Source organism: Phyllobacterium phragmitis (assembly GCF_002980495.1).
GTDB classification, from domain to species: Bacteria; Pseudomonadota; Alphaproteobacteria; order Rhizobiales; family Rhizobiaceae; genus Paramesorhizobium; species Paramesorhizobium phragmitis.
In genome coordinates this window covers 1-11,134 of record NZ_PVBR01000048.1, presented here as the reverse complement: position 1 = coordinate 11,134, position 11,134 = coordinate 1, and the positions used below count along the sequence as shown (strand labels likewise).

Below are 11,134 nucleotides of genomic sequence, written 5' to 3'. Positions count from 1 at the left end.
TGCCATGATACGGAGCCGCCTTGCACAATAGCTATCACCTCGCGGCCAAGCTGACGGTCGATGACCGGCCGCCACGGAACAAGGGTGAACTCGTGGCTCTGCTCGACCACGGCGAACTTGCCGCTCGGTAGCTGCACTATGCCGGTGAACTTGCCGCTGACGCTTTCGCCGTCCGTGGCGGTGCGGAATGGCAAGCTCTTGGCTGCGGCCATCTCCGCGCCGACGCTGGCAAGCTCGCGCTCGCGCAGCGTGGCGAGGAGGTTGCGCCGATAGAGCGTGCCGCCATTCGGGCCGGGCGTGGCATCGCCCCGGTCGATATGATGCTCGCGGCGACGGTCGATCGCCTCGCATACCTCCTGGCCGAAGCCGGTGGGCGCAAAGTCGGAGGCCTCGGCCGACACAAGCCGCCGGTCCGCGCACCATCGCACGCACCCTGAACGAAGAAGGCGCGCCCGGCCCCAACGGCAAGCTCTGGAACCGGCTGCGCTACATCAAGGACCCGTCCACTGGAAAGCGCGTCTCGCGGCTCAACCCGGAATCGGAATGGATCGTTACCGAAGTGCCGGAATTGCGCATCGTCGATGATGAACTCTGGCAGGCCGTCCGCGCCCGCCAGGGTGACATCGCCGAGAAGTATGCCAATGTCACCGAGGCCGTGCGGGAGCATCATAAGAAGAACCGCTTGAACGGCGCGCGGCGTATCGGGCAACTCCTGCGCGAGTTGCACGGTCAGCATGTATGGATAGGTCGGGTCTCCATTGATCGACAGCCGGTGAGCTTCTTGACAGATTAGTACTCCCTGTTTATTTCCGAACGGTCGGAAATAAACAGGGAGTACTCTATGCCCCGTCCTCGCTTGCATGATCAGGAAAATATTCTTGATGCCGTGGAACGCGTGATCGCCCGCGACGGCGTACTGAGTCTTGGCGCTGTTGCGAAAGAGGCCGGGGTTTCCAAGGCGACCGTGCTCTACGAGCACACAAGCAAACGGGATCTTCTGGCTGCCCTCGTCGCACGGACGATCAAGGCAGACAATGCGTTCAATGCGAATTGCGAAGCGGAGTTCGCCGGGCAGCTAGACGCGCCGCTGCTCGGCAGGATCGAAGCTGCAAAGCGAACGCCGTGGGGCAATGGAGGCAACGCCGCCGTCCTCGGGCTGATCTCTGCGCTGATGCAGGATGAAGCGCTTCGAAGCGCGTTCCGTGCCAACCAGGCGAAACTGGGCGGGTCACTGATTGAGGCCGCTGCTGATGCCCGCACAACACGGCTGGCCTGGCTTGCTCTCGAAGGATTCAAGTTCCAGCAGCATATGGAACTGGTTGCCTGGAGTGAGACCGAACGCGCCGAAATCCTCGACGACATAACAACGCTTGCCCAAAAAGGCACACTCACCGGAGAGAATTCGAGTGACTGAACGACATATCTTTCTCACCGGCGCGAGCGGCTATCTGGGGCGAAACCTCATTCGACATTTCACGAATGCCGGACATCAGGTAACGGGCCTCGCGCGCAGCGATCAAAGCGCGGAGCTAATCGCCGGATTGGAAGCCAACGTGGTTCGAGGTGACCTGCTACGCGATGATCTCTCATCGCTCATGGTAGGGGCGACAGAATTGGTTCACGCGGCAGCCAACCTCGACCACGGACCTGGCCGGGATGCTTATGAAGAAAATGCCCGTGGTACCGAGGCCGTCATTGCCGCAGCTTCAGATGCGGGAATCCGACGCTTGGTTCACATCAGTTCGGATTCCGTATTGCAGGATGGCCGCCCGCTGAGGAATGTCGATGAATACCATCCCGTTCCCGGCCGTCCCGCCGGCGCCTACTCCGCCGGCAAGGCCGAAGCAGAGCGGTTCAAAGGACTGAAGGTGCACGCCTCCAACAGCGGCCGTAACGCCATCTCGATGGCCAGTTCCGCGGCGCCCGACATCGTGCTGATGGATGCGATGATGCCGGGTATGGATGGTTTCGATACCTGCAAGATCCTCAAGGCCGCACGGGGCTTCGAAGACCTGCCTATCATCTTCATGACCGGGTACAATGAAAACGAGCATGTAGTCAAAGCGCTGGCCGCCGGCGGTGTCGATTTTGTCAGCAAGCCCATTCGGCTCGATCAACTGTTTGCCCGCATGCGGGTGCATTTGAGCAATGCCAGACGTGCGCGCTCGGCACGCTACGCGCTGGATTCGACCGGGCGCTGGATGGTCGCCTGCGATGCCAACGGCCTGATCGCCTGGTCAACTCCGCAAGCATCGGATCTCCTGATGAAAGTGGGGATACGCTCGGACAACAACAGCTACCTGCCGCTCGATATCCTGTCCTGGCTGAGCGAAAGCCCCATGTCCGATCTCGGCGGGAATGCGAAAGTCTTTCACTATTCCCGCCTTGGCTATGACATTGAGTTCAGACGCCTCTCAGACTGTCGGAATGACGAAATCCTGCTTCGTCTTATCGACCGTCATCGCGGCGCAGACGAGGAGCAACTGGCACATGCCTTCGGCCTGACACTTCGCGAGGCGGAGGTGCTCCTTTGGGTCGCCCACGGCAAATCCAACAAGGAGATCGCCGACATCCTCGAAATGTCGCCGCGCACGGTGAACAAGCACATGGAGCAGATCTTCAACAAGCTCGCCGTCGAAAAACGAACCTCCGCCGCAACGCTTGCAGTTCGCGTGCTGTGGCGAGAGTGAAAACTAGCGAGGCCCGAAAATCTCGGTTCGCACATCAAACCGGCCAACGCAAATGAACGCCGTTCGAACGGCTTGCGGACAACCCGGAAATAAAGTGTGGCTTGGCACTTAATGAAGGTCTGCCTCACTTTGTGTGGAGATCGGCCGATTTGATCGGCATCATCCGCGCTCTGAGAAGCTCTGGACCCGCTCGGCCATACATTGCGCGCTTGATCGTCTTCAGTCGGTTGATCTGATCTTCCGCCTGACCATTGCATCTAGGGCAGGTCGATGGCGTTACAGACGGCCTCGATATCGCGGCGAAGAACGCGGGCAAAACGGGCCAGGAAAACGAGGCCAGAATGAATGGCATCATCTGTCGCTTTGCAGTAAATTAGGTTCATCCTCAATTTCTGTGATTCAGCGGCAGCATTCTCGCCCTCATCAGTTCTGGGCCGGCGCGACCGTACATTGCTCGCTTCAGCATCTTGAGGCGGTTGATCTGCCCTTCGGCTTGACCGTTGCTCCAAGGGAGTTCGATTGCATTTTTGACGGCATCAATATCCCGACGCAAAACGCTGGCGAAACGCATGATCGCCGTGAGTTCGGTGTCAATGGCATCGTCGATCCATTCATCCAGTGTCTCCGAATTCCTGCTGCGCAAGATGCCGTTGAAATGCATGGCCAAGCCACGCATTATGGCGAAGACTGCCGAACCCTGCTTCAAAGCATTGACCTTTCCGGCCTGACGATCTGTCGGCAGGCCGCGCGGTTTTATGCACAAAGCTGCGGCCACCACAGACGAGATCACATGGCCGGTGTCAGGATCGCGGACGGGTTCTGAAACATGCACATCTGGAGGCAGGTCGGCGGGTTTGATGTTTTCGGCTTCCCGCCACACCTTCAACAGGCGCTCCAGGTTGGAACGACTGCCCGTGTAGCCGCGGTTCTTGATATCGTAAAATAGATGGCGCCCAATGCGGTTTCCATTCTTCCAGCATTCAGCCAGAAAAGTTTCAAAATACAATGGCGATGTCGGATTCAATGCTGCCCGGTTTCTGTCTCGAGGTGCGTCAGAAGTAAGCCAGTTCGCGATGCTGCGGGCTCGTATCCGGTCCGCCTTGCAATCTCGCTGTAGGTGTGGCCCTGCTGGCGCAAAGCTTGAAGCGTGTCGAATATTTCCTGACGGGATTGTCTGTGCGCCAAGCGGGCTCGGCGGTGTTGTCCCGTAGCGCTGGCGATAGCATCTTCGGAGAGAATGGGTCTAACATGGGCGTGGCCATAAACGCTCATCTGTTCCTTGATCGCCGCCCTGAGATTTTGGACCAGATGAAAACGGTCAGCCACCTGGCGGGCCTGCGGTGCGCCCTCCCGGGCTGCCTGGGCATACAGGCCACAGCGATCTCGGCTAACAACCTCGATATTCGGACGTTCTTGCAACCATGCTTTTGCGCTCTCGACGCTGCGGTCGTCCAGAACATCGACGACCGATTGACGCTCAAGATCGACCATGATCGTGCCGTACCGCGAGGAATGCCGCCAACTCCAATCATCAATGCCCACAACCCGAATATTGTCTTTTTGCAAGGGCGCCGGATTATTGCGCTTCAATTGCCGTAAGATCGTGTCGTCGCTGACCGGCATGCCGAGCCGATGCATCAAGTATTCACCCGGGCGACCGCCCATTCTGTGGCCAATCAAGCCTACAATCTCAGCCATCCGTTCAGTTCGTCGCGTGTAGGGTGAAGCAATCTCGGGCAACCTGTCGGTGAAGGTTCGTCGCCCGCATTTCCCGTGTCTACACTGCCACCGGTTCAGTGCGAGTTGGATTTTCACAACTTGACCCTGAACAGGCAAGTCTTGGAGGCGGCGGTTGTGCCAGCCCTGCCGATGCCGGCTTCGCGTTCCGCAATCCGGGCAGATACCGACAGGTTTCGCAGCGGCAGAAACAACCCAGTTTTCTTCATCTTGAAGGGTGATGCCCAGAACTTTGACCCCTGGGCCGGGAGACCATTTCAATTGCGTTCGCATCCCCGCAGATAGCGACCGCGGCGCTAACACTTTGTTAACCACACAAAGTGAGGAAGAACCCAATTAAGTGCCAAGCGACAATGGCTCAGTGGCGCAGTATCTTGCCGAGAAAGGCTTTGCTGCGTTCGGTCTTCGGGTTCGAGAAGAATTCTTCCGGCGCTCCGCTTTCAACGATGGAGCCCTGGTCCATGAACACGACGCGCTGGGCGACCCGGCGGGCAAAGCCCATTTCGTGGGTCACCACCATCATGGTCATGCCCTCTTCGGCAACGGCGACCATAACATCCAGCACTTCGCTGATCATTTCCGGGTCGAGCGCCGAGGTCGGCTCGTCGAACAGCATGATTTTCGGGCGCATGGCGAGGCAGCGAGCGATGGCCACGCGCTGCTGCTGGCCACCGGAAAGCTGCGAGGGATAGGCATTGAACTTGTCGCCAAGCCCGACCTTGGCCAGCAGTTCACGGCCGTCTTTTTCGGCCTGCGCGCGCGGGGTTTTCCGCACATGGATAGGCGCCAGCGTGATGTTCTCGAGTGCGGTCTTGTGCGGATAGAGATTGAAGGACTGGAAGACGAAGCCGATCTCGGTGCGCAACAGCGTCATGTTGGTGGCCGGATCGCCGACGCGCTTTTCATCAACGACGAGATCGCCCTTCTGGATTTGCTCCAGGCCGTTGATGCAACGGATCAATGTCGACTTGCCTGAGCCGCTGGGTCCGCAGACGACGACGACCTCGCGCGGCTGCACGCTGAGAGTAATGTCATTGAGGACATGCAGCGACCCGAACCATTTGTTGACGCCTTGAAACTCGATCACGACTGAAAACCTTCCTGAAGGGAGTTCACAACTGCACCTCGCCATGGGCAGCGCTCATGCGTTTTTCGAGCCGGCGCGCAAGCAGGATGAGCGGATAGCACACGACGAAATAACCGACGCCGACGAGGAAGAAGACCAGCAATCCGTTGGGTACGCGTTGCACCACCAGCCAGCCGACGCGCGTCAGATCGGTCAGGCCGATAGCAGAGACGACGGACGAATCCTTGATGAGAAGCACATATTGCCCGACCAGCGGCGGCAGCACCACGCGCATGGCCTGCGGCAGCACCACCTGTCGCATGCGCTGCCATTTGGACAGGCCCGAAGCCAGCGCCGCCTCGACCTGGCCTTTCGGCACCGACTGGATACCGGCGACGACGATCTCGCAGATGAAGCAGGCGTTGAGGTTGGTCAGCGCGATGATGCCGGCGGTGAAGGCGTCGAGCTTGATGCCGAGTTCCGGCAGGATGAAGAAGATCAGAAATATCTGGACGAGGAACGGCGTTCCACGGATCAGGTCCACCCACGCGCCGATGACGGTGCTGAGCACGCGGCTGCCGCCGATGCGCAAAATGCCAAGGCCAAAGCCGATCAGCGTGCCGAAAACAAGCGCGATCAGCGACAGCACGACGGTCATTCCGAGGCCGCGCATGGCCAAGGGGTAGCTGCCGGCGAGGCTTTCGAGCTGTTGCCAGATCATGCGCGGCTCCTTGCCGGTCCGAGGCCGAGCCAGCGGCCCGACAGGACGGCCAGCCCCTTGAGGCAATAATAAAGCATGAGGTAGAAGGCGGCGACGGTAATGAACCCTTCCGCCGGCATGAAGCGGTCGGAAGCAAGCAACTGCCCGGCGCGCGTCAGCTCGGCGACCGATATCAGCGACAGCAGCGCCGAATCCTTGACCATGACGATGGCCTGCCCGAGCAGTGGCGGGATCGTTACCTTGAAGGCCTGTGGCAGGATGACGAGGCGCATGCGCTGAAGATAGCTCATGCCGGAAGCGACGCTGGCTTCCACCTGACCGCGCGGGATCGAAAGGATGCCGGCGCGGATGATCTCGGCGACATAGGCGCCGCTGTTGAGCGACAGAGCCAGCACACCGACTACGAGTTCAGGCAGGATGATGCCAAGGCGCGGCAGGCCGAAATAGAGAAAATAGAGCTGAACCAGCAGCGGCGTGGCGCGCACGACATCGATATAGGCTTTGGCCGGCACCCGCAGAGCACGCGAACGCTGCAAATTCATAGCGCAAAGCAGAATGCCGACCAGAAGCGCGCCGGCGAAGGAAATGACCGATAGCCAGACCGTCGTGACGAGGCCCTGCCCGAACAGGGGCAGATATTCGCCAATCGTGCGGAAGCTGAAATTTTCAAGCATCTACGGAGGGCTAACCCAGATCGTGGTGACGACGTAAGCCTGCATCCCGGCAGGCGAGGCAAAAAGCGGTCCCGTACAGATCAAGGAGATCGACGCGGGACCGCCCGGTGCCGGCGTTTTTAGTGGTCCTTCTTCCAGTCTTCGGAATTGACCCAGTAGTTGAGGTTCTGCTCCAGGCGTCCATCAATGGTGACCTGATTGAGGAACAGGTTCATCCAGACGAGCAGATCGGGCTCATCATAACGCGTGGCGAAGGCCAGCGGCTCTTTCGACAAAAGGTCCGGCGTGATGTTGAAGGTGCCGGCCGGATAAGCGGTCGATTGGCCCTTGACGGCGGAAACGTCGTTCACGCCGCAATCGGCCTGACCGTTGTTGACGGCGTCAAGCAGCAGCGGACCGCCGCCCTTGTAGCTCTTGATATCGGCTTCCGGGAAAGCTTTCTTGGCTTCCTTTTCGCCGGTTGCGCCGAGCAGCACGGCAATCCTTGTGCCAGGTACCTTGCAGTCTTCGGCGGTCTTGAACTCGCTATCGCCCTTCATGAACACGGTGCTGCCGGTGTACATATAGGGATTGGTGAAGGCGACCTTCATCGCCCGCGCCAGCGTCGGCGTCATGTCAGCCACGAGCAGATCGGCCTTGCCGGACAGCAGCGCCGGAATGAGGCCATCCCAGTCGAAGTCCAGGAACGTGATTTTCACGCCCATTTCCTCGGCCATCAACTCGGCAAGTTCTACGGAACTGCCGCTGCGCTCGCCCTTGGAATCGACCAGCGAGAAGGGAGGTCCCTGCGTCTGGACCGCAACCCGCAATTCGCCGCGCTTGACGATGTCGTCCAGCGCGCCGGCGCTTGCCGCGCTGGTAATTCCCAGCGTAGCCAGTGCCGTGAAAAATAGATTGGCAATCTTCATTCTCGTCTCCTCCCGGTTATCTTCTTGCCCGTGATGGGCATTTTTGAACAACATCACCGCTTGTCGGCGGGTCAAGCCGTTGTCAAAACTCTATCTCGCTCCTCAGGCGTCCCAGGCGATCGTCTCAGATACCTTGATCCCGCGTTTGGCGAGTTCACCCAGGAACAGGGTATCGGGCACATGCGCCAAGGGGTTGAGTAACCCCGCAGCGGCGATTTCGCCCTTTGCTAGCATTTGTGCTACGATGCTTGCTGGATAGCCGACGCCAAGGCTCATGCCGAATAGTCCGGATTTCAGGTCGCGTTCGATGACGAGATTGGATGTCACCGTCTTGCCGCGACCGCCCTGCGTACCGCGAAAGACATTGCGCATGATGCACAAATCCTTCTCATCGTCAGCATATTGCAGTTGCGGGCCAAGCAGGCGACCGAGAAACTCGCGCGGGCTGATCGGCGCTGCCAGACCCGGCACAGGCTGATCGGACAAGAAACCGAGCTTTTTCAGCGGCACCCAGAACGCCGACCAACCCGGCCAGCGCAACGAATAGCGGCCAGTGCGCTGCAAACCCTTCGCCGCACCGAGCATCGCTGCGTAGTGGGGCGCATCGCCGTTCGGGATCGCCTCTAGTGCACCAAGCCCGTCAACCTCGATCTGATGGATGAATGCATTGTCATGCTGGCTGGCGCCCGGCACCACGACCCGTTTACCATCCTCCATGAGCACGCTGTCGCGGTTCTGGCTGGCCAGAACCATGTCGAAATTCCAGCTCACCTTATAGGAAAGTGGCTCGACGCGCGCCTTCGGTTCGGGGATGCCGCCGCAATAGGAATCGATGGCCGTGACGGCGTCGAACTGGCGCGCGGCATGCGCATACAAAACAAGGTCGATACCCGGATCGAGCCCGCATTCGGTCATGATCGACACACCGGCCTTTTCAGCCGCCGGTGCGAGATCGGCAATCGACTTAGCATAATTGGTCGTCACCAGCGGCGTGCGCGTCTTGATCGCGGCAATCACCGCGTCACGCATCAGCGGCTGCGGCAACAGGTCAATGGCGGCATCCACGCCGTTCATCACGTTGACCAACACTGAACCGATGGGACCTTCAGGAACGACGAAACGGATGCGGTTCAAATCGGTGAGGCCCGCAAGCCTGGTCGCGCCGTCCGAAGCAGTATCGACACAAACCACCTTATCGACGCCGCTGGCAACGAGATCGACAATTGCCGCGCGCCCTTGCAAACCGAGACCACCGAGCACCGCGACTTTCATGCCATTTCCTTGCGCACTGAAGCCTCGGGCCCTTCGGGCCAGCAGCCTTCGGGCAGATTGACCCACTTGTTGCACGACGCCATGACGACGAACGTTTCGCTGCGAACGACTTCACCCGGCTCGCCCGCGCCGGGGATCAGTTCGCTGGTGACGCGGTAGAGATCGGCGACGTCGCCGGCGACGGTGACGTCGACGATAATATCGAAGCGGCCGGTGACCACGGAAGCCGAATTCACGAAAGGCAGTTGTGCGATGCGCTCGGCAAGCTCGCGCGCCCGCCCGCGCCCCTGCGCATTGATGCCGACGATGGCCGAGATCAGTTCGGGACGCTCGGTCAGGTTCAGCAGGCCTACGATCCTGAGAAGATTGCGGTCAAGAAGGTTGCGAAGACGCGAGCGTACCGTAGGCACCGACATCGCCATCTTCTCCGCAAGATGGCTGATGCTGAGCTGCGCGTCCTGCGACAGGAACTTCACCAACCGTCTGTCTGCTTGATCTAAATGCTCTCGCAACCCCGGTGTCTTTCACAATTAGAAGAATTTCAGCAGTATTCTTTTTGATACGCGTATATTCTATGCGATTTCTTTCATAATGCAAGACATCATGCGCTCCCTTTTTCCAGATGGTTCGGCCCAAATGGCGTGTCGCTTTCAGCGCCTCGTTTCGCGCTCCTGCCCCTGGTGACATCTCTTTCCAGGCTTTGCATTGCGTCGCGCGGGAATGACGGTACTGGCGTTGCGCCCGGTAATCGCATTGTGACAGGCGCGCGTGTCATAGGCGCCATCACCACTGACGGCGCCGAGGGGATGTCACGTCATCGATATTGTCCGTGCAGGTGGCGGCAGCGAATGGATTTCAGGTGGCACTGGTCACGGCTTTCCATTCAGCCATTGCGGTGATGCGATGAAGGTGGATCTGGGAGGCTGAGCGTATCGATCAGACTGGTACGAAGAGATTTCGGACAGCGGAAAAGATCGAGACGAAACGTTGCAAGCCTCCCGCCGATCGGAAGCCTTGCATCATCCGCTCCCGTTTTCGGCCCAGTCGACCCGACTGGGCCTATTACTGACCGGCGAATATCTGTGGCCCAATGGCGAAAGCGCTTAAAGTGTCATTTCGCCCCCAGTCGGAACCGACCCCAAGGAGCCGGATTTGACCTCGATCCTTGATATAATCCTGATCGTCTGAATGGGTATCCTATCTTTGCGCCAATGACCGCAGAGTCCGGCCCCTCAGTCATTCGCAATTAATGTGATCCGGTTCGGATGTTTGATAACCGCCCGATTGGCACCGCCTGCCGCCTAGCGCCCTGATGGCCTAAGAGACGTGTTTAACGACGTCGTTAGCGACGTGTCTTAGGCGAGGATTGCGATGCGCGTTGAAATTCTTGGGCAGGAACGTCGACGGCGGTGGCGCGAAGAAGACAAGCTTGCGATTGTCATGTCGGTTGGGGTTGCTGGAGCCACGATCACAGAGGTTGCTCATCGTCACGATTTAACGCGGCAGCAGATATACGCCTGGCGTAGCGAGCTCAAAAAGAAGGGGCTTTTGTCGGCATCTGCGAATGCATTGTTCATTCCAGTCGATATGAATGCCGTGCAGACCGATGTCCCTGAACTCAGGGAGAGCTGCTGCGGGATGATCGAGCTACGATTGAGCTGCGGCCGCACACTTCGCTTCGAGAGTTCGGTGGCGCCCGGCACCCTGACGCAGGTTATCCGGGCAGTGGAAGCAGCATGATTGGACCTGGGACCGGCGTTCGGGTGTATCTTGCGTGCGGGATCACGGACATGCGCAAGGGAGTAGAAGGCCTTGCCGCGCTTGCGCAGAATGTTTTGCGTCAGAAGCCGACTGGCGGCGCGGTCTTTGCTTTTCGCGGAAAGCGTGGCGATCGTTTGAAGCTGCTCTATTTTGATGGCCAGGGCTTCTGCCTGTATTACAACTAACTGGTTTCATACTACAGCCCTTTCGTTGATATCTATGCATTTTGAGCATTGAGCAGACGGATGGCCTCAGCCCGGTGAACAAGTTGGTTCCATCGGCTACATTGTTTGGCTGGCACATTC

Annotated in this window: 11 protein-coding genes and 6 pseudogenes; 6 read left to right on the top strand and 11 right to left on the bottom strand. The window is 59.0% G+C overall.

Annotated elements, in window-relative coordinates:
* Positions 1-413: pseudogene (locus tag C5748_RS26940) on the bottom strand (DUF3363 domain-containing protein); the annotation flags it as partial.
* On the opposite strand from C5748_RS26940, the pseudogene C5748_RS29140 reads away from it, so the two are divergent.
* From C5748_RS29140 to C5748_RS26925, 4 genes and pseudogenes are all read left to right on the top strand, one after another.
* Positions 350-553, top strand: a pseudogene (locus C5748_RS29140) (hypothetical protein); the annotation flags it as partial. The pseudogenes C5748_RS26940 and C5748_RS29140 overlap by 64 nt on opposite strands.
* A 15-nt stretch (positions 554-568) precedes the next feature.
* Positions 569-793 (top strand): hypothetical protein, encoded by a 225-nt coding sequence (locus C5748_RS29360; RefSeq protein ID WP_342588396.1) that lies wholly within the window; start codon positions 569-571, stop codon positions 791-793.
* A 48-nt stretch (positions 794-841) separates the two neighbouring features.
* On the top strand, positions 842-1,414 hold the full coding sequence (locus C5748_RS26930; RefSeq protein ID WP_105746088.1) for a TetR/AcrR family transcriptional regulator: 573 nt from the start codon (positions 842-844) through the stop codon (positions 1,412-1,414).
* Entirely contained in the window at positions 1,407-2,690 is a 1,284-nt protein-coding gene (locus C5748_RS26925; RefSeq protein ID WP_158259946.1) for a response regulator, read from the top strand. The genes C5748_RS26930 and C5748_RS26925 overlap by 8 nt, the downstream gene beginning before the upstream one ends.
* A 124-nt stretch (positions 2,691-2,814) precedes the next feature.
* Here the strand turns inward: C5748_RS26925 and C5748_RS26920 are convergent.
* The 10 genes and pseudogenes from C5748_RS26920 to C5748_RS26880 all read right to left on the bottom strand — a co-directional run.
* Positions 2,815-3,046, bottom strand: a pseudogene (locus C5748_RS26920) (ISL3 family transposase); the annotation flags it as partial.
* Between the two features lie 29 nt (positions 3,047-3,075).
* Positions 3,076-4,700 (bottom strand): annotated as a pseudogene (locus C5748_RS26915) (ISL3 family transposase).
* 85 nt (positions 4,701-4,785) lie between these two features.
* Positions 4,786-5,559, bottom strand: a complete 774-nt coding sequence (locus C5748_RS26910; RefSeq protein ID WP_105746084.1) for an amino acid ABC transporter ATP-binding protein — start codon at positions 5,557-5,559, stop codon at positions 4,786-4,788.
* Entirely contained in the window at positions 5,540-6,214 is a 675-nt protein-coding gene (locus tag C5748_RS26905; protein ID WP_105746082.1) for an amino acid ABC transporter permease, read from the bottom strand. Before C5748_RS26905 ends, C5748_RS26910 begins: the two co-directional genes overlap by 20 nt.
* Complete coding sequence (locus C5748_RS26900) at positions 6,211-6,888, bottom strand: amino acid ABC transporter permease (protein ID WP_105746080.1); 678 nt, start codon at positions 6,886-6,888, stop codon at positions 6,211-6,213. Before C5748_RS26900 ends, C5748_RS26905 begins: the two co-directional genes overlap by 4 nt.
* Positions 6,889-7,007: 119 nt before the next feature.
* Complete coding sequence (locus C5748_RS26895) at positions 7,008-7,796, bottom strand: ABC transporter substrate-binding protein (RefSeq protein WP_105746078.1); 789 nt, start codon at positions 7,794-7,796, stop codon at positions 7,008-7,010.
* A gap of 102 nt (positions 7,797-7,898) precedes the next feature.
* On the bottom strand, positions 7,899-9,068 hold the full coding sequence (locus tag C5748_RS26890; RefSeq protein ID WP_105746076.1) for a saccharopine dehydrogenase family protein: 1,170 nt from the start codon (positions 9,066-9,068) through the stop codon (positions 7,899-7,901).
* Complete coding sequence (locus C5748_RS26885; RefSeq protein WP_105746074.1) at positions 9,065-9,580, bottom strand: Lrp/AsnC family transcriptional regulator; 516 nt, start codon at positions 9,578-9,580, stop codon at positions 9,065-9,067. The genes C5748_RS26890 and C5748_RS26885 overlap by 4 nt, the downstream gene beginning before the upstream one ends.
* Positions 9,581-9,680: 100 nt before the next feature.
* Positions 9,681-9,871: pseudogene (locus C5748_RS29135) on the bottom strand (transposase); the annotation flags it as partial.
* 52 nt (positions 9,872-9,923) lie between these two features.
* Positions 9,924-10,106: pseudogene (locus C5748_RS26880) on the bottom strand (IS6 family transposase); the annotation flags it as partial.
* A gap of 333 nt (positions 10,107-10,439) precedes the next feature.
* Between C5748_RS26880 and tnpA the strand changes: the two are divergent.
* Together tnpA and tnpB are read left to right on the top strand one after the other, a co-directional pair.
* Entirely contained in the window at positions 10,440-10,808 is a 369-nt protein-coding gene (gene tnpA, locus C5748_RS26875) for an IS66-like element accessory protein TnpA (protein WP_105746072.1), read from the top strand.
* The gene (tnpB, locus tag C5748_RS26870) at positions 10,805-11,014 is read left to right on the top strand and encodes an IS66 family insertion sequence element accessory protein TnpB (RefSeq protein ID WP_105746070.1); all 210 of its coding nucleotides are present in this window, start codon (positions 10,805-10,807) and stop codon (positions 11,012-11,014) included. Before tnpA ends, tnpB begins: the two co-directional genes overlap by 4 nt.
* Positions 11,015-11,134: the final 120 nt, after the last annotated feature.